This is a genomic window from Microbacterium yannicii, assembly GCF_024055635.1.
GTDB classification, from domain to species: domain Bacteria; phylum Actinomycetota; class Actinomycetes; order Actinomycetales; family Microbacteriaceae; genus Microbacterium; species Microbacterium yannicii.
On record NZ_JAMXMB010000036.1, the window covers coordinates 72,790 to 98,998 of the forward strand.

General features: G+C 71.6%; 26 protein-coding genes. 16 read left to right on the forward strand and 10 right to left on the reverse strand.

All coding sequences use genetic code 11. The features are described from left to right. Positions 1-6 precede the first annotated feature (6 nt). Both NCG93_RS14860 and NCG93_RS14865 read left to right on the forward strand, forming a co-directional pair. A complete protein-coding gene (locus NCG93_RS14860; protein WP_241741570.1) occupies positions 7-1,866 on the forward strand; it encodes a vWA domain-containing protein in 1,860 nt (619 codons plus the stop codon). Positions 1,867-1,876: 10 nt separating this feature from the next. Beyond that, on the forward strand, positions 1,877-2,899 hold the full coding sequence (locus NCG93_RS14865; RefSeq protein ID WP_194412544.1) for a hypothetical protein: 1,023 nt from the start codon (positions 1,877-1,879) through the stop codon (positions 2,897-2,899). Positions 2,900-2,930: 31 nt separating this feature from the next. Here the strand turns inward: NCG93_RS14865 and NCG93_RS14870 are convergent, their stop codons facing one another. Genes NCG93_RS14870 through NCG93_RS14890 form a run of 5 tightly spaced genes read right to left on the reverse strand, consistent with a single transcriptional unit; the run spans position 2,931 to position 7,240 of the window. Beyond that, positions 2,931-3,965, reverse strand: coding sequence for an SseB family protein (locus NCG93_RS14870; RefSeq protein WP_194412545.1), 1,035 nt, complete (start codon positions 3,963-3,965; stop codon positions 2,931-2,933). After that, positions 3,962-5,014, reverse strand: a complete 1,053-nt coding sequence (locus tag NCG93_RS14875; protein WP_194412546.1) for a hypothetical protein — start codon at positions 5,012-5,014, stop codon at positions 3,962-3,964. Before NCG93_RS14875 ends, NCG93_RS14870 begins: the two co-directional genes overlap by 4 nt. Further along, positions 5,011-5,658, reverse strand: a complete 648-nt coding sequence (locus tag NCG93_RS14880) for a hypothetical protein (RefSeq protein WP_194412547.1) — start codon at positions 5,656-5,658, stop codon at positions 5,011-5,013. Before NCG93_RS14880 ends, NCG93_RS14875 begins: the two co-directional genes overlap by 4 nt. After that, entirely contained in the window at positions 5,655-6,974 is a 1,320-nt protein-coding gene (locus NCG93_RS14885) for a putative T7SS-secreted protein (RefSeq protein WP_194412548.1), read from the reverse strand. Before NCG93_RS14885 ends, NCG93_RS14880 begins: the two co-directional genes overlap by 4 nt. Further along, on the reverse strand, positions 6,974-7,240 hold the full coding sequence (locus NCG93_RS14890) for a hypothetical protein (RefSeq protein ID WP_194412549.1): 267 nt from the start codon (positions 7,238-7,240) through the stop codon (positions 6,974-6,976). The genes NCG93_RS14885 and NCG93_RS14890 overlap by 1 nt, the downstream gene beginning before the upstream one ends. A gap of 238 nt (positions 7,241-7,478) precedes the next feature. On the opposite strand from NCG93_RS14890, the gene NCG93_RS14895 reads away from it, so the two are divergent. The 4 genes from NCG93_RS14895 (at position 7,479) to NCG93_RS14910 (ending at position 11,709) form a co-directional block, all read left to right on the forward strand. After that, positions 7,479-8,864: a glycine--tRNA ligase gene (locus NCG93_RS14895; RefSeq protein ID WP_194412550.1), complete on the forward strand. Its 1,386-nt coding sequence runs from the start codon at positions 7,479-7,481 to the stop codon at positions 8,862-8,864. A gap of 76 nt (positions 8,865-8,940) precedes the next feature. Continuing rightward, entirely contained in the window at positions 8,941-9,723 is a 783-nt protein-coding gene (locus NCG93_RS14900) for an SDR family NAD(P)-dependent oxidoreductase (protein WP_194412551.1), read from the forward strand. Positions 9,724-9,874: 151 nt separating this feature from the next. Further along, positions 9,875-10,891 carry an ATP-binding cassette domain-containing protein gene (locus NCG93_RS14905; RefSeq protein WP_194412552.1) on the forward strand — a complete coding sequence of 339 codons (1,017 nt, stop codon included), beginning with the start codon at positions 9,875-9,877 and terminating at the stop codon, positions 10,889-10,891. Then, entirely contained in the window at positions 10,888-11,709 is an 822-nt protein-coding gene (locus tag NCG93_RS14910) for an ABC transporter permease (protein ID WP_194412553.1), read from the forward strand. Before NCG93_RS14905 ends, NCG93_RS14910 begins: the two co-directional genes overlap by 4 nt. Positions 11,710-11,805: 96 nt before the next feature. Here NCG93_RS14910 and NCG93_RS14915 read toward each other — a convergent pair whose 3' ends face one another. From NCG93_RS14915 to NCG93_RS14925, 3 genes are all read right to left on the reverse strand, one after another. Beyond that, complete coding sequence (locus tag NCG93_RS14915; RefSeq protein WP_194412554.1) at positions 11,806-14,862, reverse strand: ATP-binding protein; 3,057 nt, start codon at positions 14,860-14,862, stop codon at positions 11,806-11,808. A gap of 62 nt (positions 14,863-14,924) precedes the next feature. After that, a complete protein-coding gene (locus tag NCG93_RS14920) occupies positions 14,925-15,347 on the reverse strand; it encodes a DUF1801 domain-containing protein (RefSeq protein ID WP_194412555.1) in 423 nt (140 codons plus the stop codon). Continuing rightward, positions 15,347-15,928, reverse strand: a complete 582-nt coding sequence (locus NCG93_RS14925) for an HhH-GPD-type base excision DNA repair protein (protein ID WP_194412556.1) — start codon at positions 15,926-15,928, stop codon at positions 15,347-15,349. Before NCG93_RS14925 ends, NCG93_RS14920 begins: the two co-directional genes overlap by 1 nt. Before the next feature lie 62 nt (positions 15,929-15,990). On the opposite strand from NCG93_RS14925, the gene NCG93_RS14930 reads away from it, so the two are divergent. From NCG93_RS14930 to NCG93_RS14960, 7 genes are all read left to right on the forward strand, one after another. Next, complete coding sequence (locus NCG93_RS14930; RefSeq protein WP_252787567.1) at positions 15,991-17,655, forward strand: protoporphyrinogen/coproporphyrinogen oxidase; 1,665 nt, start codon at positions 15,991-15,993, stop codon at positions 17,653-17,655. Between the two features lie 100 nt (positions 17,656-17,755). Further along, positions 17,756-18,145 carry a hypothetical protein gene (locus NCG93_RS14935; RefSeq protein WP_194412558.1) on the forward strand — a complete coding sequence of 130 codons (390 nt, stop codon included), beginning with the start codon at positions 17,756-17,758 and terminating at the stop codon, positions 18,143-18,145. Positions 18,146-18,149: 4 nt separating this feature from the next. Then, positions 18,150-18,551 (forward strand): phage holin family protein, encoded by a 402-nt coding sequence (locus NCG93_RS14940; RefSeq protein WP_194412559.1) that lies wholly within the window; start codon positions 18,150-18,152, stop codon positions 18,549-18,551. After that, positions 18,541-18,819, forward strand: coding sequence for a hypothetical protein (locus NCG93_RS14945; RefSeq protein WP_194412560.1), 279 nt, complete (start codon positions 18,541-18,543; stop codon positions 18,817-18,819). Before NCG93_RS14940 ends, NCG93_RS14945 begins: the two co-directional genes overlap by 11 nt. A gap of 184 nt (positions 18,820-19,003) precedes the next feature. Beyond that, a complete protein-coding gene (locus NCG93_RS14950) occupies positions 19,004-19,849 on the forward strand; it encodes a uroporphyrinogen-III synthase (protein WP_194412561.1) in 846 nt (281 codons plus the stop codon). Positions 19,850-19,855: 6 nt separating this feature from the next. After that, positions 19,856-20,854 carry a 2-phospho-L-lactate transferase gene (cofD, locus tag NCG93_RS14955; protein ID WP_194412562.1) on the forward strand — a complete coding sequence of 333 codons (999 nt, stop codon included), beginning with the start codon at positions 19,856-19,858 and terminating at the stop codon, positions 20,852-20,854. A 1-nt stretch (position 20,855) separates the two neighbouring features. After that, positions 20,856-21,599 (forward strand): sulfite exporter TauE/SafE family protein, encoded by a 744-nt coding sequence (locus NCG93_RS14960; protein WP_194412563.1) that lies wholly within the window; start codon positions 20,856-20,858, stop codon positions 21,597-21,599. A 25-nt stretch (positions 21,600-21,624) separates the two neighbouring features. Here the strand turns inward: NCG93_RS14960 and NCG93_RS14965 are convergent, their stop codons facing one another. After that, positions 21,625-22,056, reverse strand: a complete 432-nt coding sequence (locus tag NCG93_RS14965) for a cupin domain-containing protein (RefSeq protein WP_194412564.1) — start codon at positions 22,054-22,056, stop codon at positions 21,625-21,627. Between the two features lie 79 nt (positions 22,057-22,135). Then, a complete protein-coding gene (locus tag NCG93_RS14970; protein WP_194412565.1) occupies positions 22,136-23,125 on the reverse strand; it encodes a LacI family DNA-binding transcriptional regulator in 990 nt (329 codons plus the stop codon). Between the two features lie 115 nt (positions 23,126-23,240). Between NCG93_RS14970 and NCG93_RS14975 the strand changes: the two genes are divergently transcribed. Genes NCG93_RS14975 through NCG93_RS14985 form a run of 3 tightly spaced genes read left to right on the forward strand, consistent with a single transcriptional unit; the run spans position 23,241 to position 26,157 of the window. Continuing rightward, a complete protein-coding gene (locus NCG93_RS14975) occupies positions 23,241-24,371 on the forward strand; it encodes a Gfo/Idh/MocA family protein (protein WP_194412566.1) in 1,131 nt (376 codons plus the stop codon). Next, positions 24,371-25,099 carry a cupin domain-containing protein gene (locus tag NCG93_RS14980; protein ID WP_194412567.1) on the forward strand — a complete coding sequence of 243 codons (729 nt, stop codon included), beginning with the start codon at positions 24,371-24,373 and terminating at the stop codon, positions 25,097-25,099. The genes NCG93_RS14975 and NCG93_RS14980 overlap by 1 nt, the downstream gene beginning before the upstream one ends. Beyond that, positions 25,096-26,157, forward strand: a complete 1,062-nt coding sequence (locus tag NCG93_RS14985) for a Gfo/Idh/MocA family protein (protein WP_194412568.1) — start codon at positions 25,096-25,098, stop codon at positions 26,155-26,157. Before NCG93_RS14980 ends, NCG93_RS14985 begins: the two co-directional genes overlap by 4 nt. Positions 26,158-26,209 lie beyond the last annotated feature (52 nt).

Here is a 26,209-nt window from a genome sequence, read left to right on the forward strand (position 1 = left end):
TCTGCCATGCCTGCACGAGCCCGGCGTTCGTCCGCCGACAGCACCCCGTTCGCCCGGACTCGACCGCGTGCACTGGCCGCGACAGCGGTGCTCATCGCCGCGACGATCGCGCTCGCCGCCTGCACCGCCAGCGCGCCCGACGGCGGCGACCTCGGCGAGGGCGACTTCGCCGACGACGGCTGCACGAGCGTGGTCGTCGCCACCTCGTCCGAGAAGGTCAACATGCTCGACGCGCTCGCCGACGCCTTCAAGGAGTCGCCGCAGCACGAGCAGCTCGACGAGTGCGCCACGGTGCACCCCGTCAACGTCTCGTCGGGCGACGCGACGCGGTTCCTCACCTCGGGCGCGGACTGGCCCGACGAGAACCAGCGCCGCTGGCCCACGATGTGGTCGCCGGCGTCCACGGTCTGGACCGACCGGGTCGCGGCCGCGGCATCCCCATCCCTCGTCGGTGAACCCGAATCGTTCACCCACACGCCCGTGGTCTTCGGGGTGCCCGAGACGATGGCCAAGGCCCTGGGCTGGCCCGGCACCGAGATCGGCATCGCCGACTTCGAGGCGCTCTGCCAGGACCCGCAGGGCTGGGCGAGCGTCGGCAAGCCGTTGTGGGGATCGTTCAAGATCTCGAAGACCAACCCGAACACCTCGACCACCGGGCTCTCGGCGATCCTGATGCAGTCGTACGAGGCATCCGGCAAGACGTCCGATCTGACGGCCGCCGATGTGGCGGCCGCGTCGGAGTTCTCGCGTGTCTTCGAGGAGTGCGTGATCCACTACGGCGACACCACCGGCAAGGTGCTGACGCGGCTCTACGACGAGACGCAGAACGGCGCCGGGGGATCGGGCTACGTCTCGGCCGTGGCGCTGGAAGAGACATCGCTCCTCAACTACAACCAGGGCAACCCCGACTCGCACACGGTGCAACCCGGCGAGACGCTGACGCCGCCGAAGGAGAAGCTGGTCGCGGTCTACCCGTCGGGCGGCTCGATGTGGTCCGACAACCCGATCACCGTGCTCGGCGCCGACTGGGTGACAGACGTGCAGGCCGCCGCGGGTGCGGCCTTCGCCGCCTTCCTGCAGACGGATGCCGCGCAGAAGATCCTGCCCGAGTACGGGTTCCGGCCGCTGGATGCCGCCGCCCCGCTCGGCGACCTGTTCACCGCCGAGTACGGGGTCGACCCGGCCGGCCCGGCGGTCACGCTGCCCAAGCCCGCCGTCGACGTGGTCTCGGCGGCGATCGATCAGTGGACCCAGATCCGCAAGCCGTCGTCGGTGCTCGAGGTGATCGACATCTCGGGCTCGATGGACGAGGGCATCGGCGACGGCCGCTCCAAGCTCGACGGCGCCATCGAGGGCGCGCAGTCCACGCTCGGGCACTTCCGCTCGTCCGACGAGGTCGGGGTCTGGGCCTTCACGACGGGGGTGGAGTCGGAGGCGGGGCAGAACCTCGTGGTGCTGCGCGATGTCGAGCCGCTCGCCTCGGATCGCGAGTCGGTGGATGCTTCGCTCGACGACCTGCGGTACGCCCACCGCGACGGCACGCCGCTGTACGACGCGATCGCCGCTGCCTACGACGAGATGACGGCGCGTGCCGAGCCCGGCCGCATCAACGCGATCGTGGTGCTGTCGGACGGGCAGGACACCGACTCGTCGATCTCGCTCGACTCCCTCGTCGCCAGGATCGGCGCCGCGTCGAAGGAGGGCGGCGACGAGGCGCCGGTGCGCATCTTCCCGATCGCCTACGGCGAGGGCGCCGACACTGCCGCGCTGCAGCGCATCGCCGAGGCGACCGGCGGGCAGTGGTTCGACGCGTCGGACGCGGCGAAGATCGACCTGGTGTTCGCGTCCGTGATCAACAACTTCTAGGCGCGACCGCATGATCGTGGTGACGGACGGGCAGGGCTACGTCGACGATGCCGTCGACGGCATCGGGGCGGATGGCGTGTACGTCTCGGCCGAGGTGCCGGGTGCGGCGGCTCTGGAGGACCAGCTGCAGGCGCAGATCGGCGAGGAGTCGATCGGTGTCGCGGTGTTCTCCGACAACGCGGCCTTCGAGGCATCCGGTCCCGAGATCGTCGCCCAGCTCGCCGCCGCCCATCCCGAGTGCGACACGATCATCGTCGCGGTGGGGGACGACCTCTCGGCGGGTTCGCGGGTGCTCGAGCAGGGCGAGGCGATGCGGATCGCCAACCAGGCGGAGACGCCGGCGGGCGACCTCGATGCGGCACTCACCGAGACGATCCAGGGGGTCATCGCGGCGTCGCCCGCGCCGGCCGGATCGGCGGACGCGGGGCCGTTCCTCGGCATCGCGATCGGCGCTGCGGTGCTGGTGGCGGCAGCCGGTGCGGCGTGGGGCGTCCTGCGGGCTCGCCGCCGCAACCGGCCGGCGCCCGCTCGCCACGCCCTCCCCGAGCCGGTGCGCACGCACGTCCACACCCTGCAGGCGCTGACCGCCGAGTACGCGCGCGCGGGCTCGGGCGGCGTCGCCCAGGCGGGCGAGGTCGCCGCGCAGGTCGGGCTCATCGCCCAGAACACCACAGAGCTGTTCGGCCGCCTGGACCGCAAGGGCGAAGAGGGCCAGCGGTCGATCGCGGCGGTGGAGTACGGGGAGACCCTCCGCAAGCTCACGGGTGCGCTCGACCGGGACTACCTGCTCGACATCCTGAAGCACCCGGATCTGTGGGACGACCCCGAGGAGCGCGTCCGAGAAGTCCGCACCGCGCTCTCGTCGTTCTCCACGGAGCTGGTCGAGAACATCAAACAGGTCAACGCACGCCGCGGGCTCCACTTCCAGGTGTCGCTCGACGGGCTCATGGGCCGGCGCAAGGAGCTCCAGGACTGGGACCGCGCGTTCGAGAGCGCGGACGGCGAGACCGGCCCGTCTCCGCGCGGCGACTAGCCCCGGAGCGACCTCCGCAGCATCCGCGGCATCAGCCGACGCCGGCGCCGTCGCGCCGGAGCTCCGCCCAGGCTCCGTTCGCGACGACCGGCTCGCACACGGCCAGCACATCGGCGACGCGCTCGGGCTGCGGCGAGCCGAAGCGCACGCGGCAGACGCCCTTCGCGTCGGGGAACGGCAGCCAGTAGTCCACCATGACCCCGCGGCCTCCCGGGACACCCGGTGCGGGAAGGGGATGGATGCCGCGCACGCCCGGCATCGCCCCGCCCGCGTCGAACCGCGCGAAGCCCTCCCCGTGAGCGGCGAGGGCTCGACCGGCCGCGCTGTCCGGGTCGATCCGCCCGACGTGCCAGGAGCGGGAGGCGAGCACGACGAGGGCGTCGCCGCCGCGACCGCTCACGTGCAGATCGACCTCTCGGGCGGCGGGGAGCGCCGCCCACTCGCGCGCGGTGTCCGAGACCCACGCGGCCACGAGGTCACGTGCCGGAGGCGCCGCCTTGCGCACTCGCTTGACGAACTGGGCGGCAGCACGCGACCTCGCGGGGAGCAGGTCGGCCGGCACCGCGCGCTCCCACGCTCCGAGCGACATGGCGAGCCGGAAGTCGACGACCTCGCCCGCACCCCGGTCGGCGCCGGCGATCCAGGCGAGGTCGTCGTCGTCGGCCCGCGGTCGCAACGCGTCGATGACGGCGTCGACCGGGGCGGCGACCGGATGGGGGCCGGCGGGATCGAACACCACGCGCGTGAGGGTCGCCTGATGCTGCGCGAGGAAGGGGGCGAGCTCGACGCCTCGCCGCACGTCGAACTCGCGCTGTCCGTCGCCGGCGAGGAACTGGGCCAGAGCCGTGGAGGACGAGAACAGCGCGAGGTCGGTGCCGCCCCCCTCCGGCTGGAACACGCGGATCTGGGCCGTGCCGTCGGCGCCGCGGAGCAGCGGCACCACGACGATGTCGTGGCGGAGGGCCCGGCCGATCTCGTCGGCATCTCCGCTGGCCAGCGCAGCGGCCAGGCGGGCAGAGGTGACCGCCGAAGCGGGCGTCACCGGAATCGACTCGGGATCGGTCATCGCGTCTCCGGATCCGTGCCCGCGATCACCCACGACGACGCGACCACGATCTCATCGGTGAGCTCGCTGATCGCCTCGCGCAGCGTGCTGTGCGGCGTCGAGAAGCTCACCAGGCACAGGCCGCGGCGGTCCGGGAACTCCAGCCAGTAGTCGATCGTCAGCACGGGGATCGACTGGGCTCGAAGTTCGGCGCTGCCCTCGGACTCGTGCGTTCGCCGAAGAAGCCGGCCGGTGGGCGTCTGGGCCATGACCAGCTCGTCCTCGCCGGGCTGGGCACGCAGGCGATCGGCGAGCGCGTCGAGGTGGTCGCGCCCCCCGAGCGCAGGACCCAGCGGCTGCCAGTAGCGCGTCATCGACAGGGCGAGCGCGGCAGTGTCGCTGCGGCGTGTCAGGAACGCCGTCTCGCGACCGCGGCCGCCGTCGGCCACGCGGATCATACGGCGCAACCACTGCGACAGCTGGGTCCGAAGCACCGGTCCGGCATCCAGCCCCGCGAGCTGGCGGTCGATCAGCTCGCCGATCCGCTCCTCACGCCCTGCCGTGTCGGTCAGATCGATGCGGAACCAGTCCTCGCCCAGCGGAAGCTCGAGATCCAGTGCACGGTCCGTGTCGGCGATGCCGCGCGCCAACGGCCGGGGCTCGTCGGCGGGGTCGCTGATCGCGTCGAGGATGTCGTCGACGGATGCCGCGACCGCATGCGGGCTCGCCGGGTCGAACACGACGCGGGCGATCGTCTCGCGCGCCGATTCCAGGAACCCGGCGAGCGATGCCGCCCGCACGAAGTCGAACTCGCGCGCCGGATCGTCTGCGAGGAAGTCGCGAAGCGCGGCGGTGGTCGAGAACAGCGGCAGCTCCCAGCCCGGGCGTTCAGGATCGAGGCCGTCGAACAGCCGGATGTCGGTGCGGTCGTCGTGGCGGGTCACGGCGACGATCACCCACCCTGATTGCAGTGCGCGACCGACCGCCACCGGGTCGGATGCGGCCAGCGCGGCCGCGAGCTCGGGCGATCCGACGTCCGCGGACGCGGCGACCGGCCGGGCGCTGATCACTCGGCACCCTCGGCAGGTTCCTCCGCCGGGCCCAGCGTGAGCTGCACCGTGCTCGCGCGTCGCCCCGTCCCGAACCCGAAGCGGCGGTTCACCATCTCGGTCGCCTCGATGGGCACCGTCGTCGTCCGCGCCTGCTCGAGCCGCTCGCGCGGCGCCGTCGTGTCCATCAGGCGCACGTCGCCGGCGTCGCTCCGCAGGACGAGCTGCGTGCTGCTCCCCACCGCGGGGCCGATCTCCACCGACCAGCGTCGGCCGTCGGCGTGCGCGGTGACGACGAAGGTGGCCGCTCGGATCGCCGCGAGGTCTGCACGACGCTTCGCACCGCTCGCGCTGTCGGAGCGACGCGCCTCGTCGGCGTCAGCCGATTCGAAGTACTCGCCCAGTGCGCGCAGTCGAGGATCGAGCTGCGTCTGCGCGGGAGGTTCGTCGGACGCCGTTCCGTCGACCGCGAAGACGGCGACATCCCCGCTGTGGTACTGCAGGTACACGAAGCCCGGCCCGATCCCGCCTCCCGGCTCGATCACCTTCGCCCAGGACGGGCCGGCGTCGATCGCGACCTGCCGGTGGACGACCGCGACACCGCTGCCGTCGCCGCGGTACAGGGCCGCGGGATACGGGAAGGTCAGCCGGTCGATGCGCGTCATGGGATCACGAAGGGCACGTCGTTCACGACGCTGACGCCCGAGGCGCGGGGAAAGACGTACTCCGCCGCTCCGCCGAGCGTGCCCTCGTAGGGCAGCGCGTGCCGCTGGAGCGCGAGCTGTCCGATGTCGTCGATCTGGAACGTGGCCATGCGCTCCATCGTGTTCGCGGCGGGGAGCCCCAGCGAGTTGTGGGGGAATCGCAGCGTCGTCGGCGGCACGCTGCCGAAGGACGAGCCCAGCTGGTTGCTCCCGCTGTAGAGGCGGTAGAGGGGCGTGTCGGCGGCGAGCTCGGTGACGGGCGACCGCCACAGCGCTTCGGACTCGCGCAGCGAGGCGACCGAGTAGCGATTGGCGTTGCGCAGCGGGACCAGCATCATCGTCTCGCCCTGGCGCAGCGGCTGGAGTCGGGCGACGCTGTTGATCCGCGCGACGCTGGCCACCTTGCCGAGCGACCGGGCGACTGCGCCCAGTCCGACGACGGACAGCGCCGCTGCGGCGATGCTGATGACCGCCTCGGTCCAGCTGCGTTCACCGCTCGCGGCCAGGATGACGTTGCCGATCGCATTGATCACCGCGGCGACACCGGCGACGATCAGCAGGACGCCGGCGAGCGCCTGGCCGATCACGGGGATCCACGACACGCACAGTGCCAGGACGCCGGCGATGGTGGCCACCCAGCCGGCGATGTCGGTGATGGCGGCGAGCAGATCCGCTCCCCAGTCGTCCCACCACGAGTCGTTGAGGCCGTCGCCGTCGATGACGTCGCGGATGCGGTCGATCGCGTCCTGCGCGGCACCGTCCCGTTCGTCGATCGCGTCCTCCAGCAGGGCGCGGGCGCTCCGCAGCGCGCCGGCGGCGTCGTCGCCGGCCTCCTCGTATCCCCGCGCGCGATCGCGGTAGTCGGAGGCGCCGTCGGCGCTCTCGGAGTCGGCGGCGAGGTCGAGGTAGTGCTGGCGCGACTGCTGAGCTTCCTCGGCCGCCTCACGAGCCGACTCGGCCATCGTGAGCGCCCGGAGCGACGTCTGCTGCGCGCTCGCGAGGCGTGGTGCGTACGCGAGCAGCGCGAGCCCGGTCTCGCGGTAGCGCTCCTGCGCACGCTCGATGTCGTCCGCGACGTCGCCGGCGTTGGTGATGAGCTCATCGGTCGCGTCGGATCGATCGCCGTCGAGCTCCATCGTTCGCAGGGCGCGCACGGCGCGGCCGATGGCACCGGCGACGTCGACGTAGTCACGGCCGCCGTCGCGGACGCGATCCGGCTCGCCGGGAATGGGGTCCGAGCCGCGGTCGAGCGGCGTCCAGTCGAAGGGGCGGGACATCACAGCACCTCCGGCCGATGTCCGCCGGCGGGCGGCGCCGCGCCGTCGCCCGAGAGGGCGTTCGCGTACTCGGAGTCGAGCTGCCCGAACGCCTCGGCGATGCCGGTCGAGGCCTCGGCCAGGGTCCCGATGTTCGCCACCATGTCTTTGCGCGTGTCGTCCCACTTGTCGGCGAAGTCGATGAGGGCGTCCGCGAGTCCGTCGTGGCCGACGGCGTCCGCGAGTCCCCGCGCGTTCGCCGACGCGTTCTCGAACTCGCTCTTCACCGAGGTGAGTCTCGACCCGGCTTCCAGGAGCCGTGCGAGATTGAGCTGGACACCGTCCACTGTGACTCCGATCGACGTGAATCATCCTAGGTCGGCCCGTCCTGGCGCTCGATGGGGAGAGTTCCCCATGCTGCGCTCGGGACGGCCAACGACGTGGTTCCGCTCGATAGAATCGACGGATGCCGCGGTCCGTGGCATCCGCACCCTCGTGCATCCCCACCCGACCATTGGAGCCACCGTGGCCGAGCAGTCTCGCCTCGACAAAGTCATCGCCCTCGCCCGTCACCGCGGGTTCGTGTTCCAGGCGGGTGAGATCTACGGCGGATCCCGGTCGGCGTGGGATTACGGGCCCCTCGGCACCGAGCTCAAGGAGAACATCCGCCGCCAGTGGTGGCAGACGTTCGTGCGCGGCCGCGGCGACATGGTCGGCCTCGACTCGTCGATCATCCTCCCCAAGCGCGTGTGGGAGGCATCCGGTCACGTCGCGACCTTCACCGACCCGCTGGTCGAGTGCCTGCACTGCCACAAGCGGTTCCGCGCCGACAACCTCCTCGAGGACTTCGAGGCGCGCAAGGGCCGCAAGGCCGAGAACGGGCTCGCCGACGTGCCGTGCCCCCACTGCGGCACGAAGGGGCAGTACACCGAGCCCAAGGAGTTCTCGGGTCTGGTGAAGACGTACCTCGGCGTCGTCGACGACGAGAGCGGCCTGTACTACCTTCGCCCCGAGACCGCCCAGGGCATCTTCGTGAACTTCGCGAACGTGCTCACCGCGAGCCGCAAGAAGCCGCCGTTCGGCATCGGCCAGGTCGGCAAGGCGTTCCGCAACGAGATCACCCCCGGCAACTTCATCTTCCGCACCCGCGAGTTCGAGCAGATGGAGATCGAGTACTTCGTGCCGCCGGCCGACGCGCAGGAGTGGTTCGACCACTGGGTCGAGGAGTGCTGGAACTGGTTCATCGACCTGGGCATCGATGCCGCCAACATGCGCCGGTTCGACGTGCCCGAAGAGGATCGCGCGCACTACTCCGACGGAACGATCGACGTCGAGTACCGCTTCGGCTTCGCCGGCAAGGAATGGGGCGAGCTCATGGGCGTCGCCAACCGCACCGACTACGACCTCGGCTCGCATGCGGAGGCCTCCGGTCAGTCGCTGTCGTACTTCGACCAGGCGTCGGGCGAGAAGTACATCCCCTACGTCATCGAGCCCTCGTTCGGTCTCACGCGCGCCATGATGGCGTTCCTCGTCGACGCGTACCACGAGGAGGAGGCGCCCAACGCGAAGGGCGGCACGGACACCCGCACGGTGCTCAAGCTCGACCCGCGCCTCGCCCCCGTCAAGGCCGCGGTGCTGCCGCTGTCGCGCAACGAGCAGCTGTCGCCGATCGCCCGCGAGGTGGCCGAAGACCTCCGCGGCGAGTGGAACATCGACTTCGACGACGCCGGGGCCATCGGCCGCCGCTACCGTCGCCAGGACGAGATCGGCACCCCGTTCTGCGTGACCGTCGACTTCGACTCGCTCGAGGACCGCGCCGTCACCGTGCGCGACCGCGACACGATGGGCCAGGAGCGCGTGCCCCTCGAGGGGCTGCACGCCTACCTCGCCGAGCGCCTGCGCGGCGCCTGACCGCAGAACGACGGATGCCGCGACCTCGCCGGGTCGCGGCATCCGTCGCCTGCGCTGCCGTGTCTACATTGGCTTCATGACGATCACCTACTCCGGCACGACCGCCCTCATCACCGGTGCCAGCGCTGGACTCGGCGCCGAGTTCGCCGAACAGCTCGCCGCTCGCGGTGCCGACCTCGTGCTCGTGGCCCGGCGCGAGCAGCGCCTGCGCGAGCTGTCGCAGCGCCTCGAAGCGGCCCACGGCGTGCGCGCGACGGTGATCCCGCTCGACCTCTCGCGAACGGATGCCGCCACCGCCCTCCGCGCGGCACTGGACGAGCGCGGCATCCGCGTCCAGACGCTCGTCAACAACGCCGGCTTCGGCATGAAGGGCGCCTTCGCCGACGCCGATCCGGGCCGGATCGCCGGGATGGTGCAGGTGAACGTCGCGAACCTCGTGGCGGTGACGCGCGAGCTCCTGCCCGCTCTCATCGCCGACGGCCGAGGGGCGCTGGTGAACATCGCAAGCACCGCCGCGTACCAGCCGTGCCCGAACATGGCGGTGTACGGCGCCACGAAGGCCTTCGTGCTGAGCTTCACCGAAGCGCTCGCGTACGAGACCAGGGAGAGCGGACTGCGCGTGCTGGCGCTGAGCCCGGGGGCCACGCGCACGGAGTTCTTCGACGTGGTCGGCACCCGGGACGCCGCGGTCGGGCGCTTCCAGACGCCGGCCGAGGTGGTCGCACTCGCGCTGCGCGAGCTCGATCGCGGCCGACGCGCGAGCGTCGTGTCGGGCTGGCTCAATGCGGTCAGTGCGAAGCTCGCGGGCCTCATGCCGCGGCGATTGACGCTGGCCGTGAGCGGGCGCGTGTTGCGCTGAGGTGCACGGGAGGCCGGCGCCAGGCACCGGCGGGTGGCTGCCCGCCGGTCGTGACAGCGGCGTGACAGCGCGGCGGCAGCGAGCGGGCGAGCACGACAGGGATGCGACAGTGCGCGAGGCGCACTCTGGGTGACGTCGAAAGGCGACTCCCATGACCATCACCACTTCCACCTCCCGCACCCCCGCGGTCCGCGCCGAAGGCCTCGTCAAGACCTTCGGCAGCAACCGGGCGGTCGACGGCGTCGACCTGACCGTCGAAGCCGGCACCGTCTACGGTGTGCTCGGGCCGAACGGCGCGGGCAAGACCACCACCATCAGCATGCTGGGCACGCTCCTCAAGCCCGACGCCGGCCGCGCCGAGATCTTCGGCTACGACGTCGTGCGCCACCCGCAGATCGTGCGCCAGCTGATCGGCCTCACCGGCCAGTTCGCGTCCGTCGACGAGACGCTCTCGGCCACCGAGAACCTCGTGATCTTCGCGCGTCTCCTCGGGCTGTCGCGCGGCGATGCGAAGCGCAAGGCCGCCGAGCTCCTCGAGGAGTTCTCGCTCACCGAGGCGGCCACCCGTCCGCTGGCCAAGTTCTCCGGCGGCATGCGCCGTCGCCTCGACCTCGCGGCATCCCTCATCGCACAGCCTCCGCTCATCTTCCTCGACGAGCCGACCACCGGCCTCGACCCGCGCACCCGCGGGCAGATGTGGGACACGATCCGTCGTCTGGTGGCGACGGGCTCGACGGTGCTGCTGACGACGCAGTACCTCGACGAGGCCGACCAGCTCGCCGATCGCATCGCCGTGATCGATCGGGGCACCGTGGTGGCCGAGGGCACCGCCCTCGAGCTCAAGTCGTCGGTCGGCCAGGCGTCGCTGCTGCTGCGCCTGCGTGCCGGCTCCGACATCGCCGCCGCGCAGCGCGAGATCGTGCGCCTGCTCGGCGTCTCGGCCATCGTGTCGCCGGAGGCGGCGCGCCTCACGGTGCCGATGAGCGATCCCGACCGGGTCGCCGACCTGCTCGTCGCGTTCCGCGACGCCGATCTGCACCTCGAAGAGCTCAGCGTCCAGCAGCCGACGCTCGACGAGGTGTTCCTCACCCTCACCGGCAAGGGCGTGCCGGAAGACGACGCGGCCGCCCACGCGACGGCCGACCAGCTCGAAGGAGTCCGCGCATGACCGCGCTCGCCACCCCCATCGTCCCGGTCGCCGACCGGCACCTCTCCAACCGCACGAGCCTCGCGCTCACGGTTCAGAACACGCTCACCATGGCGTGGCGGGGCATCCTCAAGATCCGCCGCACGCCCGAGCAGCTCATCGATGTGACGGTCCAGCCGATCATCTTCACGCTGATGTTCACGTACATCTTCGGCGGCGCGATCGCCGGCGACGTGCAGAGCTATCTGCCGATCATCATCCCGGGCATCCTTGTGCAGACCGTCATCACGACCTCCGTCGTCACCGGCGTGCAGCTGCGTGAAGACATGGACAAAGGCGTGTTCGACCGGTTCCGCTCGCTCCCGATCGCGCGCATCGCGCCGCTGTCGGGCGCGCTGCTGGCCGACACGCTGCGCTACACGATCGCCACGACGCTCACCTTCACGATGGGCTTCATCATGGGCTTCCGTCCCGGCGGCGGGCTCGGCGGCGTCATCGCGGCCGGCCTCCTCGTGATCGCCTGCTCGTGGGCGATGAGCTGGATCTTCGCCTTCTTCGGCGTGATCGCGCGTACAGCCTCGAGTGTGCAGGGCATCTCGATGCTCATCCTGTTCCCGCTGACGTTCCTCTCGAACGCCTTCGTGCCCGCCGACACCATGCCCGACTGGCTGCAGTGGTTCGTCGACATCAACCCGGTCTCGCACCTGGTCACCGCGGTGCGCGGCCTGGTCAACGAGGGCGCCGTCACCACTGACGTCTTCACCGCCCTGCTCGGGGCCGCCGTGATCGTGGCCGTGTTCGCGCCGCTCACGGTGCGCGCCTACATGCGCAAGGCATGATCGGATGCCGCGACCCGCGGCCGCGATGAGGAGCCGGGGTGGCAGGAGCCGCCCCGGCTCTTTCGTGCCCCCGAGGATCACGGAGCCGCGGCGCGGTCAGCCGAGGAGCGCCGCCAGCACGGCGAGCTCGTCGGCGCCGTCGGCGCCGAGCTCCACTGCCTCGGCGGCCTCCGGCGCGAGGGCGTCGCTGTCCAGCCGGGCACGCATGACGCGCAGGAACGGGTCGGTGGTGTCGACGCCGCCTCGCAGGCGCGCTCCCGCGACGAGGGCGCGCCGGGCGTCGGCATCCCTTCCCGTCAGAGCGAGCCAGCCCGCGATCGAAACGGCGACATCCGACACGATCGGGTGGTCCCCGCTGCGCGTGGCCGAGGGATATGCCCGGCGCAATGCGTCGTGGGCCTCGTCGGCCCGCCCCTCCAGGAGCAGCGCCTGCGCACGGCGGGACTGCGACCACGCGGTCAGCTGGTCGGGGAAGGCCGGCAGCATCTCGGCGTCGATCGCGTCGAGACTGCGGAGCGCCTCGGCGCCGTCTCCGACGGCGATCTCGATCATCGCCGCGTCCATGTCGGTCTGCGCGAGAGCGCGCGGCGACTCGAGCGAACGCGCGAGCTCGCGGCTGCCGGTCAGCCGCTCGCGCGCTTCGTGGATGCGGCCGAGGCGCAGCAGCAGGCCGATGCTCTGCGAGCGCTGCTGCACCAGGTCCGTCGTCGAGGTGAGCCCGGCGAGCCCCTCGGTGGATGCGTCCGCGACGGCGAGGGCCTCCTCGAGCCGCCCCGCGAGCTGCAGCCACTCCGAGCGCATCTGGCTCGCGAACGCCGTTCCCCACACGTCCCCGAGCTCGAGGAACATCGACAGCGCCCGGTCGCTCTCCGCCCCGAGCGTCTCGGTGTCGCCGGTGTTCTGGGCGAGGGCCGAGCGCATCATGCTCAGGAACGCGTGGGTCCACGCGGGGGCGTCCTCGAGACCGTCGTCCCGGATGGTGAAGCTGCGCGTCCAGGGGGCACCGGGCACGTGCCGCCGCGCCTCCTCGAGGAGCCCGTGGAGGAGCGGAGGGACGGCGGCCGAGAGCTCGCTGCGGTGCACCTGCGCGGCCGCGACGACAGCCGGTGCCTCCCGCTCGAGACGTGCGAGACCGCTCGGCGTCGGCTCGCCGGGTCGGGCGGCGGAGTCACCGGCCGCTGCGCGGGCGGTCGGGGTGGCGGCATCCCGCGCGCCGCCGTGGACCGACACCGTCGCGGGGGCCGACGCCGGCGCCGCGGCGTCAGGTGCGAAGGCGAATCCGAGGATCGCGATCGCCCGCACGACCACGGCCGGCTCGGAGTCGAGCGACGCGGCAGCTTCGCCGAACCGTCGGATGCCGGACTGCAGCTCGGTGAAGCGCTCGCGCATGATCCACGTCCAGAAGCACGCACGCACGAGCCGGATGCCGACGTCTTCCAGGCCCGGCTGCTCGGCACATGTGCGCAGAGCTGCGCTGAGGTTCTCCTCGTCGGCGTCGAACCAGGCGAGCCCCTCGCGCACGCGCGGGCCGCGCAGCAGCGCGTCCTGGCGAGCGGCGAGCTCGCACATCGCTCGCGCCTCACGCGCACGGAACTCCGCCTCGCGACCTTCGTTGCGCAGGCGGTCGATGCCGTACTCGCGCACCGTCTCGAGCATGCGCAGGCGCCCCTCCGACCGCCGCAGCAGCGACTTGTCGACGAGGGTCTCGAACGATCCGCCGTCGACCTCGAACGCGGCGGCCACCGCCGGCACATCACGCGCGTCGACGCCGTCGGGGAAGACCGCAGCGGCACGGAGGGCGGTGCGCTCGGCATCCGTCAGCGTCTCCCAGCTCCAGTCGATCAGTGCGCGCAGTGTCTGATGGCGTGCCTCGAGCGCACGCGGGCCCGTGGCGAGGAGAGCGAAACGGTCGTCGAGGCCGCTGTCGATCTCGGCGATCGTGAGCGTGCGGGACTTCGCCGCGGCGAGCTCGAGCGCCAGCGGCAGGCCGTCGAGCCGGCTGACGATGCGGTCGACAGCGGCCGCCTCGTCGGCGGTGGGGGCAGTGCCGCGCGCTGCCCGGACGCGGCGGGTGAAGAGCTCGCGGGCGTCGTCGCCGGGAAGCGGCCCCAGATCCACGAACGCCTCGCCGGCGAGACCCAGCGGCTCGCGACTTGTCGCGAGGATGCGGGATCCCGGCGCGCTGCCGAGCAGATCGAGCGCGACCTCCGCGGCCTCCGTCGAGACGTGCTCGCAGTTGTCGAGGACGACCAGCACCGACCGTCCGGCGAGCGCCTCGACGACCCGGTCGCGCGCGCTCGTCGACACGAGTTCACCGACACGGATGCTGCGGCCCACGGACCCCGCGACGGCCGCCCACACCTCGCCCGGCGCGGCCGGCGCGAGTTCGACGACGATCGACCCCGGCGTGCGCCGCGCGGTCTCGAACGCGAGGGTGGTCTTGCCGGCGCCGCCGGGTCCGATGAGCGTGACGAGACGCTCCGCGCGCAACTGGGCCACGATCAGCTCCAGCTCCCGGGTGCGGCCGATCAGCGGTGTGAGGCTCGCAGGGACGGTCGGTGCCGGCCCCGGGGCGGGCGTCACGTCTTCGGGTGCTGCGGGTGCTGGCGCCGCCACAGCCGCCGCAGCCGCGCCGCGGGCGAGCCGCGCCTGGGCGGCGCCGACGCCCGGGTCTCCGGCGCGGGCGCCGGCGATCCGCTCCGCATGCGCGCGGTCCTCGAGCAGGTCGCGGACGACCCAGTCGAAGCCGTCGCCCGGCGTCCAGGGTTCGCCGCGCCACAGGGCCAGCGCGGCTCGGGCGTCCGCGACCGCGACCGCCGGGTCTTCGGCGTGCCGGGCGCGCGCCACGAGGTCCTGGAACAGCGTGACGTCGACGTCCTCGCGTGCGACCGCGAGCCGGTATCCGCCCGGCACCGCTTCGAGCGTCCCGGCGGGAACGACGCGGCGCAGGCGCGAGGCGAGCGACTGCAGCGAGGCGCGCGGATCGTCCGGCAGGTCATCCGGCCACACGTCCTCCGCGAGCGAGCGGTATGCGACGGTCGTGCCCGCGTCCAGCGCCAGGCGGAAGAGGAGAGCCCCCTGGCCGCGACCGCGGATCTCGATCGGGGCGTCATCCGCCTCCGCCTCGAGTCCACCGAAGAACCTCAGCCGCACGTCGTCAACCTTAGGACCCGTCCCCGCCCGTCCCGCGGATCAGGAACCCGCCACCCGGCGCGTCAGCCGGTGACGGTGAGCGTCGCCGAGCCGGTGTCTCCGTCGATCACGCGCCGGTAGTCCTCGGCCACGATCTCTCGCAGCACTTCGGCGTCGATCGCCTCGAGGTCCTTGACGTACAGGCAGCCGGCGCCGATCTCGTGGGGGCCCAGCCTCGCCAGCCGCTCCCCATGCGCCCCGGCGTCGAGCAGGTAGACCGTCGTCGCCTGGCGACGCGGGGCGAACGCGCTGATGGGGGCGTCGCCTTCCGTGCCGGTGGGGTAGTGGTAATGGCACGACCCGAAGCCGACGATCGTGCCCCACAGCTCGGGTTCGCGCCCGGTGACATCGCGCATCAGAGAGACCATGGTCGCGGCATCCCGTCGGCGCTTGGGCGAGGTCACCGCGGCGAGGAACTCGTCGACGTCACCGCCGGACTTCTTCATCAGGCGCCGCCGGCCCCGGACTTGGCCGCGGCCTTCATGGCCCGCTTGTGCTCGCGCACCTTCGTCAGGGATTCCGGCGAGACGATGTCGGCGACGCTGCGGAACGACCCGTCCTCCCCATAGGGGGCGGATGCCTCGCGCCACCCCTCGCCGGCGAACCCGTACTGCTTGCCCAGCAACGCCAGGAAGATCTTCGCCTTCTGCTCGCCGAACCCCGGCAGGGCCTTGAGGCGCTTGAGGACGGTGGCTCCGTCGGGTGCGTCGCGGGTCCAGATCGCCGAGGCGTCGCCGTCCCAGTCCTGACCGACGGCCGCGCACAGCGCCTGCACGCGGGCCGCCATGGATCCCGGGAACCGGTGCACCGCGGGGGTCGCCGAGAACAGCCCCGCGAACGCCTCGGGGTCGAAGCTCGCCAGCGCCGCGGCATCCAGCGTCCCGGCGCGCTCTGCGATCTTGAGCGGGCCCGCGAACGCGGTCTCCATCGCGACCTGCTGGTCGAGCAGCATGCCGATGAGCAGGGCGAGCGGGTCATCGGTCAGCAGGCGATCGGCTTCGTCGTCTCCGGTGATGTGGAGCGTCATGGATTCAGTCTGGCACCCGCGGACCGCGGGCGCGGCAGAGGCCGAATGGGAGGATGGATGCCGTGAGCAACGCCACGCCCCCTGCAGACGCCGACGTGCCGCCGGGAGTCGCCCGCCGGGTGAGCCCGGCCGCCGAACCGCTCCAGGACCTCGTCGACCACGCGCAGCACACCCGCGTGGTGGTGATCGGCGGGGGGATCGCAGGGCTCGTCGCCGCGTGGGAGTGCGCGAAGGTGGGGATGAGCGTCACGCTGGTCGAGGCATCCGATCGCCTCGGCGGCACGATCGGTTCGGCCCGCCTCGCCGGCTTCGATGTCGAGACGGGCGTCACCTGCTGGTCGACCCGCGGCGGCGCCGTGCGGCGACTCGTGGACGAGGTGCTCCCCGGCGCCGCGATCGTGACGCCGCGCGATGACCGCGAGTGGATCGCCGGCCTGCCGAAGGGCGCCGCTGCGCCGCTCCCGCCCGAGCAGGTGCTCGGCATCCCGGCGAACCCGTGGGATGAGAGCGTCCGCCGCATCATCGGCTGGGACGGCACCTGGCGGGCGTATGTGGATCGCCTGCGACCGCCGCTGACGATCGGCGCCCAGCGCAGCCTCGGCCGCCTCGTGCGCAGCCGCATGGGCGCGAAGGTGCGTGACCGGCTTGTCGCACCGCTCACGGTGGACCGGTTCGGTCTCGGCCCCGACGAGGTCGACGTCGAGATCGCGGCGCCCGGGCTCAGCAACGCCCTCACGCGCACCGGGTGGCTGGGCGGCGCGGTCGCCGATGTGCGTGTCGGCGCCGGCGGGCCTGCGATCGAAGGGCTGGACGGGGGGATGCCGCAGCTCGTGGCCGCGCTGGCACAGCGGCTCGTCGAGCGCGGGGCTGCGGTGCACACCGGCGCGCGGGCCACGGCGCTGGTGCGCGGGGGCGACGGATGGACCGTCGGGCTTGCGACCCCGAAGGCCGCTGCTGTGAGCGGAGCGCAGCCGAGCACTGGGGAGCCGGACACTGCGGAGCCGGACACCGCGGAGCCGGCAGGCGCCCCGTCGAGCGCGGCGGCGCCGGGGGAGCTCCAAGCCGATGCCGTCATCGTCGCGACGGACGAAGCCGTCGCGCGTGCGCTGCTCGCGTCGGCGCTCGACGCTCCCGCGTTCGCCGACGCGGTGCCCGCGGGGATCGCCCGCGAGGTGGTGACGCTCGTCGTCGACGCACCGGAACTCGACGCCGCGCCCCGGGGTGCGCAGGTGCACGCCGTGCCCGGAGCGCTCCGCGCGACGGGACTCGTACATGAGACCGCGCGCTGGGCGTGGCTCGCCCGCGCCGTCGGTGCCGGGCGCCACATCCTCCGCGTCTCCTTCGGAGGGCCGGGCGTCGCCCCCGCCACCGCGGCGCTCTCGGACGCCGACGCCACCGCACTCGCGGTGGCGGAGGCATCCGCTCTCCTCGGCGTCCGCCTCGATCGTGCGGGATCAGCTGCGGCTGGATCCGGTGGCGCTGGATCGGGTGGCGCGCGGGTCGTCGACGCCCATCGAGACGCGTTCACCCTCGCGCCCCCCGCGTCGGCTCTCGGGCACGGCGAGCGCACGTCCGCGGTCCGTGCCGCGGTCACCCGCGAACACGGCATCGCGGCGGTCGGCGCGTGGCTCTCGGGAAGCGGGCTCGCACAGGTCGTCGGCGACGCCCGCGAAGAGACCGACCGGCTGCGCCGCCGGGTGCTCTGGGGTGCATCGGCACCGGAATGAGCACGCGGCCGCGATCCGTGTCAAGGGTGGATGCCGGAATCGGCATACAGGGCTACCCTGGGGATGATCGTCAGGTGCACACCAAGCGTGAGGAGGCCTCATGAGGGGCAAGGCAGGACTCGTCCTCGGACTTGCAGTCGGATACGTCCTCGGTACGCGGGCGGGCCGACAGCGGTACGAGCAGATCAAGACTCAGTGGCTCAAGGTGTGGAACGCCGAGCCCGTCCAGGCGCAGGTCGACAAGGTGAAGGACTTCGCCAAATCGCAGGCGATGGCTCTGCCGTCGACGCTCTGGGAGTCGGCCGTCAAGGTCACCCAGGCCGCGGGCGCCAAGGGCACCCCCGGGCAGAAGCTGGACGCGGCGCTCAAGGTCGGGCAGGACTCGGCCGACGACGTGCAGAAGGCTGCGCGCACCTCCACAGAGGCGGTGAAGGACGCGGTCGACGACGTGGTCGACGACGTGTCGGAGAACGGACGCGGCGGGGCCTGACGTGATGACCACGCCGCGTGGCTTCCGCGACCGCTCCGACGACAGCCTGCTCACCCTCGTCGGCGAGATCCCGGAGCTCATCCGCAACCTCGTCATCGCGGAGGTCGACGCAGCGAAGGCCTGGCTCTCCCGGACGGCGAAGGACGGCGGGTGGGGAGCGCTGTGGGCGTTCGCCGCGCTGTTCGTGCTGTTCTGGTCGGTGCCGGTCCTCGGCACCTTCGTGATCGCCGGACTGTCGTCCTGGTGGCCGGTCTGGCTCTCGGCGCTCGTCGTGTTCTTCGCCATGCTCCTCATCGCGGCGGTGCTGGCATGGCTCGGCATCCTCCGCTTCAAGAAGATCGGCGAGCGGCAGAACCCCGTGCAGTCGATCGCCCTGGACGTGAAAGAGGTGCGCGATGAGCTCTGACGCCGTCGTACCCGTGCCGCGCACGGCGGTTCCGCTCGGCATCGCCGATCCCGTCGTGCAGGCGAGGACCGAACTGAAGGCCGCGCTCGCCGCCATCGAGGAGAAGGCGAACGTGCCTCGGCGCGTCGGCCGCGCGGTCGACGACGGCGTGGAGCAGGCGCGTGCCTTCCAGCGGCGCAACCCTGCGCTCGCCGCGGTGGCCGTCGTCGTCGGCGCTGTTGCGATCGGCGCCGCCGTCTGGGGTTTCGTCCGCCTCTACACGCGCTGAGGCCGCCTCGGAGCATGCTCTCCACAGGGGAGGGACACCGCTTCCGAGATGAGGGGTATGCTCGGGAGACAAGGCAGTGCAACGGTGCGTATGCTGCCGATCGCGCGAACCCGATTCCCATCGCGCATCGGCTGCTCGAACGTGGTGGGCGGCCGGCTGAGCACCATCGAGAGTCGACCCCCTTATGAACACCGCCGCAGCACAGCACCAGTCCGTCAAACCTCTGACCGGCTGGCGCGTTCTCGTCCCCCGGGGCGGTCCCTGGGGCGACGGCGTCGCGGCCACTCTGCGCCGTCAGGGCGCCACCCCGGTCATCGCCCCCCTCATCAACTTCGCTCCCACGAACGATCAGGCGGCGCTCGAGCAGTCGCTCGCCGATCTGGCGGCCGGCCGGTTCGACTGGCTGACCGTCACGAGCGCCACGACCGTCGACGTGCTGTACGCCTACCGGGCTGTCGTCCCTGCGAGCACGAAGATCGCGGCCGTGGGTGAGACCACAGCGGCAGCGCTTCTCGCGGTGGGCTACCACGTGGATCTCGTGCCGGACCGGGACAACTCGGCGGCCGGCATGGCCGAGCAGATGATCAGCCTCGAACCGCAGCCCCGCGACATCCTCACCCTCCGCAGCGAGATCGCGAAGCCGGTGCTCACGCGCATGCTGACCGATGCCGGGCACCGGGTCCGCAGTGTCGTCGCCTACCGCACCGTCGGGGTGCCCGTGACCGATCGCATCGCCGAAGACGTCCGATCCGGTCGCATCAACGCCATCCTCGTGACCAGCGGCTCGGTCGCAGAGCAGGTCCACGAGCAGTTCGCGCACATCCCGGCCACCACTCTGATCGCCGCGATCGGCCCTCGCACCGCCAAGGACGCGCGTCGAGCCGGCCTCGACGTCGATGTCGTCGCCGAGGCCCAGACGGTGGATGCCCTCATCGACGCCGTCGCCAAGTTCTCGCTGCCCCACGCGGCCGATGAGTTCGCGCCGCGCACCGGCGCGCTGCCGCGGCTCGGCATGGACACCCGGGGCTGACGCGGGATGACCGGCACGCCCCGCATCGTCGTGCTCGCGGGCGGCGTCGGCGGCTCCCGCTTCGTGCTGAGCATCCGCGCGGCCCTGCGCGCCCGCGGCCTCGACGACACCGCATCGACGCTCACCGTCGTCGTCAACACCGGCGATGATCTGTGGCTGTCCGGCGTCCGGCTGCAGCCCGACGTCGACTCGATCACCTACGCGCTCGCGGGCGTGAACGACGCCGAACGAGGCTGGGGTCGTCAGGGCGACAGTGAGCGCGTGAACGAGGAGCTGCAGGCGTGGGGCGCCGGGTGGCCGTGGTTCACCCTCGGCGACCTCGACCTCGGCACGCACCTCGCCCGCACCGGCTGGCTGCGCGACGGCCTCACTCCCACGCAGGTGCTCGAGCGGATGTCGCACCGCTGGGACCTCGGCGCGCGCCTGCTGCCGATGACCGACGCCGAGGTCGACACGGTCGTCGTCCTCGAGGACGATTCGCGCCTGCACTTCCAGGAATGGTGGACGCGTCACCGCGCGACCCTCACGCCGGCGCGGTTCGAGAACCCCGGCATAGAGCGCGCCGCCGCGGCGCCGGGTGTGGTGGAGGCGATCGCGGAGGCCGACGTGGTGCTCCTCGCTCCGTCGAATCCCGTCGTGTCGATCGGCCCGATCCTCGCCGTTCCCGGCGTGCGCGAGGCGCTCCGTGCGACGGCCGCGCCGATCGTCGGGGTCTCGCCGATCATCGGCGGGAAGGTCGTGCGCGGCATGGCCGACGTGTGTCTCACGGCGATCGGGGTCGCGACCTCGGCCGCGGCGGTCGCCGGCCTCTACGGCGCCCGCGCGGACGGCGGCCTGCTCGACGCCTGGCTGATCGCCGAGGAGGACGAGGCCATCGCCGCCGAAGTGGCGGGGCTCGGCATCCGTGCGCTCGTCCGTCCGCTGTGGATGACCGACGACGCGCGCCGGACCGCGCTCGGCGAGGCGGCGCTCACCGCTGCCACGGCCGACGGTCGAGCCGGCTGACGTGCCCGACCTCGCCTGGTGGGCCTGGGCGCTGCTGGGGATCGGCGCCCTCGTCGTCGGTCTCTCGAAGACGGCCGTGCCCGGAGCCGGCACCATCGCGGTCGCGATCTTCGCGGCCGTCCTGCCCGCGAAGCAGTCGACCGGGGTGCTGCTGCTGCTCCTGATCGTCGCCGACATCTTCGCGGTCACGATGTATCGCCGCCATGCGGACTGGCGGACACTCGCGCGACTCGCGCCGGCGGTCGTCATCGGGGTGCTGCTCGGCGTCGTCTTCCTGTGGTTCGCCGACGACATCTGGGTGAAGAAGACGATCGGCGTGATCCTCCTCGCCGTCATCGCCATCACGCTGCTGCGCCGCCGGTTCATGTCGCAGGTCGACACCGCCGGACCGCATCGGGTCGCGGCGGCGACCTACGGGTCGCTCGGCGGATTCACGACGATGGTCGCCAACGCGGCCGGTCCGGTGATGTCGATGTACTTCCTCGCTGCACGGTTCGAGGTGAAGGCGTTCCTCGGCACCGCGGCGTGGTTCTTCGCGATCGTCAACCTCTTCAAGGTGCCGTTCTCGATCGGCATCGGCATCATCACGGTGCCCGGGCTGCTCATCGACCTGGTCCTGGTGCCCCTCGTCGTCGTCGCCGCCTTCCTCGGCCGCTGGCTGGCCGACCGCATGCCGCAGTCCGTGTTCGAGAAGCTCGTGATCGTCTTCACGATCGTCGGCGCGGTCTACCTGCTGCTGGCCTGAGCGAAGAGGGTGGCGTCCTCGGGGTTCACGTCCAGGGGGACGGGCGCTCGGGAGCACGCCGACTGTCGTCGGGGAGGTGCGGCAGCTCGCGCCCACCCGCACGGATGCAGAGCCAGCGCAGCTCCTCCGGGCTGTCGGGCAGCGCGCGCCACGTGCGCAGCACCCCCTGGCCGACGCGCACCGCGGTACCTGGGCCGACGTCGACGATGTCGTCGTCGAGCGCCATCTGGCCGCGCCCGGCGAGGAACACGTAGACCTCCTCGACCTCCGAGTGGACGTGCCAGTAGCCCGCTTCCTCACCCGGCTCGTACGCGTTGGCCGTCATGCCGATGTACTGCATGGTCAGCTCGTGGTCTACGACGCGGCGTCCGTCACGGGAACTGTCGGGCCGGAACCCGCCGTAGTGCCCCCGCCACTCGTCGAGTCCGCCCATCTCCAGCACCTGGTAGTCGCTCATCCCGCCAGGCTAGCGACGTGTGGCCGCGGGCTCGATGCCTCGATGCCCGCCTCCGTGCGAGCCTAGTCTCGCGGCGATGTCAGGCGCCCGGCGCGCCGATCGACTCGCGCCAGATGATCCGCTGAAGGCCGGTCGGTCGCTCCGGCGGCTCTTCGCCTCGTACTGCGGCGATGAGTCGGCGCATCGAGTAGTCGCCGAGGCGCTCGCGGTCCTGCACGACGCTGGTGAGAGAGGGGACGAGGAAGGCGCTGAGCCCGACATCGTCCCACCCGGTCACGCTCATGTCTCCAGGCATGGACCAGCCGCGGAGCGTCGCGGCACGGATCGCGCCGGCGGCGACGTAGTCGTTGGCGGCGATCAGGGCGAACGGCGGCGCCTCCTCCGACAGGGAGCCCACGACCGCCATACCGAGTTCGCCCGTCCATTCGCCTTCGATGGCGCCGAGGGACTCCAATCCGAGGCGCTCGACGGTGTCGAGGTAGGCGTCGCGTCGTGCGACCGCCGCGGGATACTCGAGCGGACCCGTGATGTGCAGGAAACGGCGATGGCCGAGCTCGACGAGGCGTTGCATCATCAGGACGATGGGCTGCGCGTCCGTGAGGTGACCCGTCGCGTGCATCTCATCATCGAACTCCGACACGGAGAGCACCGTCGGGGCGTCCTCCCCCGTGACTTCCGGCACCTGCAAGGGCGTGAAGGAGAGGATCCCCTCGTGCTGACGCGCGTCGACCATCTCCGCGACGCGAGCGGCACGCTCGATCGGGTCGTCGGGAAGGCTCACGACCTCCACCACATAGCCGGTCTCCTGTGCGGCCGCCGTAGCTCCGCGCAGCATGCTGAGCGGGTTCAGCGCGCTGACAGGGATCACCACGGCGAGGCGGCCGGTCCGCCGCGTGCGCATGGCGCGCGCAGCGAGATTGGGTCGGTAGCCGAGCTCTGACGCCGCCAGGAGCACACGCTTGCGCGTCGCCTCGGAGATGCCGTCGCGCCCGGTGTAGACGAAAGACACCGTGGACTGCGACACCCCCGCCAGCGCCGCCACATCCCGGCTGGTCGGCCGCCTCTCCATCCTCGACTCCTCACTTCCCCCAGAAAGCGTTTGGAAAACGCTTGACGGGGGATGGCCCCACATCGATACTACCTACTACGTCTTAGTCATACGTATTAATCGCTGCGAGGAAGCAATGCTCAGAATCGGGATCATCGGCACAGGCAGCATCGCGACTGCCCACATCAACGGGTATCGCGCGTTCCCCGATCAGTGCGAGATCGTCGCGCTCGCCGATGTCGTGCCGGGCAAGGCCGCGGCCACGGCCGAGAATCTCGGATTGACGGACGCGGCAGGCTACGACGATCCCCTCCGGATGATCGCCGAGGCGCGCCTTGACCTGGTGAGCATCGCCACGCCGCCGTCCACGCACGCGGCGCTGTCGATCGCCGCCCTCGACGCCGGCATCCACGTCCTCGTCGAGAAGCCGATGGCCCCGTCGCTCGAGGAGTGCGATGCGATGCTCGCGGCGCAGCAGCGCTCGGGCCGACTGCTGTCCGTCGTCGCACAGAACCGCTTCCGCGAAGACCTCGCCGCCCTCAAGGCCGTGGTCGACTCCGGCCTGCTGGGCAGCATCGCGCACGTCCGGGTGGATTCCGCGTGGTGGCGCGGTCTGCCGTACTACGACCTCTGGTGGCGCGGCACGTGGGAGAAGGAAGGCGGCGGCTGCACGCTGAACCACGCGATCCACCACATCGACCTGCTCCTGTGGCTGCTGGGAAGCCCGACCGAGATCGCCGCCATGCTCGCCAACGCGCTGCACGACAACAGCGAGGTCGAAGACATCTCGGTCGCGGTGTTCCGGTATGAGCGGGGCCTCGCACAGCTGACGAGTTCTGTCGTGCACCACGGCGAGGAGCAGGAGATCGTCATCCAGGGCGAATACGCCCGCGTCTCGCAGCCATGGAAGGTCGTGGCGGAGCGGTCGGACGCGGGCGGCTTCCCCGCCAAGGGTGGGGATCCGGAGCGGGTCGCAGCCATCGAGGAGATCATTGCGGCACGAGAGCCGCTGGTTCACGTCGGCCACCAGGGCCAGATCGGCGACCTGCTCGCTGCCATCAGGGACGGTCGTGCGCCGGTCGCCGACGGGCGGGACGGCCGCGACGCGATCGAGGTGGTCACCGCGATCTACAAGGCGGGCATCGAGCACCAGCTGGTGTCTCTGCCGCTCGCTGTCGACGACCCGTACTATCGCGCGGGCCATCTCGTCGCCCACGCGCCGCACCTCAACGCGGAGCAGCTCTCGCTCGCCGAGGTCGCGGCCTGATGAGCGCATCCTCGTTCCCCGGCGGCACCTCGCTGTCGCATCTCGACATCTACGGCGACGCCGCCCCCGACGGCGTCTGCGGCGGCAGCCCCCACATGCACCTCGTGTCCACCGAGGCGTATGTCGTCGTCTCGGGCACCGGCGCGCTCCACACCATCGACGGCGAGGGATTCCACGAGACGCCGCTCTCCGCCGGATCGGTGGTGTGGTTCACGCCCGGCACCATTCACCGCGCAGTCAACCACGACGAGCTCAAGGTCGTCGTGCTGATGAGCAACGCCGGGCTCCCCGAAGCGGGCGACGCGGTGATGACATTTCCCGCAGACATCGTGACGGATGCTGCGGCCTACGCGCAGGCGGCATCGCTGGGTGAGCCCGAAGGGCGCGCAGAGCGGGCATCGCGTCGCCGCGACCTTGCGGTCGCCGGGTTCGAGGTGCTGCGCGACGCGGTGCTCGCGGGCGACCCGTCCCCGCTCGAAGCGTTCCGGGCCGCAGCCGGCGCACTGGTACGCGATCGCGCAGCCGCCTGGAGCGACCTCATCCGCGAGCGGCCCCTCGCGCAGGCCGAGCGTTCGCTGGCTCTCGCCCAGGCGGTCGCAGGCGGCGACGTCGCCCACCTCGGGGAAGCGAGAGTGCAGCAGGCCGCGGCATCCACCGGCGAGCGCAGCTTCGGAATGTGCGGCCGCCTCCGCACCTATGACGTGACCGACCAGGAGAACCAGAAGTGAACCACCCCTACACCTTCGACCCGCTTCCCGAGCCCGTCGTGGCATCGGGCGAGTTCTGCTTCGCCGCGGTCGGTCTCGACCACGGCCACATCTATGGCATGACGGACGGCCTTCTCGACGCTGGTGCGACCGTCACGTGGGTGTTCGACCGGGATGCCGCGAAGGCGGCCGAATTCGCGAAGCGCTACCCGACGGCCCGCGTCGCGTCCTCCGAGCAGGAGATCCTCGACGACCCCGACGTGCGTCTCGTGGCGACCGCCGCCATCGCGTCCGAACGCGCGCCGATCGGCCTGCGCGCCATCGAAGCAGGCAAAGACGCGTTCGTCGACAAGGCACCCCTCACGAGCTTCGACCAGCTCGAGGCCGCGAGGGAGGCGACCGCTCGCACCGGGCGGAAGTACGCCGTCTACTATGGCGAGCGCCTGCACACCGAGTCGGCCATCCTCGCCGGTCAGCTGATCGGGCAGGGCGCGATCGGGCGGGCGCTGCAGGTGGCTTCGTTCGGTCCGCACCGGGTCGGCACGGGACGACCCGACTGGTTCTACGATCCCGCCCAGTACGGCGGCATCCTCTGCGACATCGGCAGCCACAACTTCGACCAGATCCTTTCGTATACCGGCGCCTCCGACGGTCGGATCGTCAGCTCGACGGTCGCGAACTACGCGCACGCCGACACCCCCGGCCTGCAGGACTTCGGAGACGCGCACGTCGTGCTCGACAACGGCACATCGGGGTATGTGCGCGTCGACTGGTTCACCCCGGACGGGCTGGACGTCTTCGGCGACGGACGCACGATCATCCTGGGCACCGATGGCTATCTCGAGCTGCGCAAGTACACCGACATCGGCACCGACAACGGCGGCGGGCAGGTCCTGTTGGTCAACCACGACGGTCAGTACCGATTCAACGCGAACGGGATGACCGGCTTCCCGTACTTCGGTCAGCTCATCCGTGACTGCCTCGACCGGACCGAGAACGCGATGACCCAGGCGCATGCCTTCAAGGCCGCCGAATTGAGCCTGCAGGCCCAGGCGCTCGCGGAAGTGCTCACGCCCTGACAAGAGATGGCCGGCGCTGAACGCCGACCCGCACAGAACCCACGAGGAGGTG

Coding starts and splice junctions, on each gene's coding strand:
- NCG93_RS14860 (WP_241741570.1), top strand. CDS start 7: ATGCCTGCACGAGCCCGGCGTTCGTCCGCCGACAGCACCCCGTTCGCC.
- NCG93_RS14865 (WP_194412544.1), top strand. CDS start 1,877: ATGATCGTGGTGACGGACGGGCAGGGCTACGTCGACGATGCCGTCGAC.
- NCG93_RS14870 (WP_194412545.1), bottom strand. CDS start 3,965: ATGACCGATCCCGAGTCGATTCCGGTGACGCCCGCTTCGGCGGTCACC.
- NCG93_RS14880 (WP_194412547.1), bottom strand. CDS start 5,658: ATGACGCGCATCGACCGGCTGACCTTCCCGTATCCCGCGGCCCTGTAC.
- NCG93_RS14885 (WP_194412548.1), bottom strand. CDS start 6,974: ATGTCCCGCCCCTTCGACTGGACGCCGCTCGACCGCGGCTCGGACCCC.
- NCG93_RS14900 (WP_194412551.1), top strand. CDS start 8,941: ATGACGATCACCTACTCCGGCACGACCGCCCTCATCACCGGTGCCAGC.
- NCG93_RS14905 (WP_194412552.1), top strand. CDS start 9,875: ATGACCATCACCACTTCCACCTCCCGCACCCCCGCGGTCCGCGCCGAA.
- NCG93_RS14910 (WP_194412553.1), top strand. CDS start 10,888: ATGACCGCGCTCGCCACCCCCATCGTCCCGGTCGCCGACCGGCACCTC.
- NCG93_RS14920 (WP_194412555.1), bottom strand. CDS start 15,347: ATGAAGAAGTCCGGCGGTGACGTCGACGAGTTCCTCGCCGCGGTGACC.
- NCG93_RS14925 (WP_194412556.1), bottom strand. CDS start 15,928: ATGACGCTCCACATCACCGGAGACGACGAAGCCGATCGCCTGCTGACC.
- NCG93_RS14935 (WP_194412558.1), top strand. CDS start 17,756: ATGAGGGGCAAGGCAGGACTCGTCCTCGGACTTGCAGTCGGATACGTC.
- NCG93_RS14940 (WP_194412559.1), top strand. CDS start 18,150: ATGACCACGCCGCGTGGCTTCCGCGACCGCTCCGACGACAGCCTGCTC.
- NCG93_RS14945 (WP_194412560.1), top strand. CDS start 18,541: ATGAGCTCTGACGCCGTCGTACCCGTGCCGCGCACGGCGGTTCCGCTC.
- NCG93_RS14950 (WP_194412561.1), top strand. CDS start 19,004: ATGAACACCGCCGCAGCACAGCACCAGTCCGTCAAACCTCTGACCGGC.
- cofD (WP_194412562.1), top strand. CDS start 19,856: ATGACCGGCACGCCCCGCATCGTCGTGCTCGCGGGCGGCGTCGGCGGC.
- NCG93_RS14965 (WP_194412564.1), bottom strand. CDS start 22,056: ATGAGCGACTACCAGGTGCTGGAGATGGGCGGACTCGACGAGTGGCGG.
- NCG93_RS14970 (WP_194412565.1), bottom strand. CDS start 23,125: ATGGAGAGGCGGCCGACCAGCCGGGATGTGGCGGCGCTGGCGGGGGTG.
- NCG93_RS14975 (WP_194412566.1), top strand. CDS start 23,241: ATGCTCAGAATCGGGATCATCGGCACAGGCAGCATCGCGACTGCCCAC.
- NCG93_RS14980 (WP_194412567.1), top strand. CDS start 24,371: ATGAGCGCATCCTCGTTCCCCGGCGGCACCTCGCTGTCGCATCTCGAC.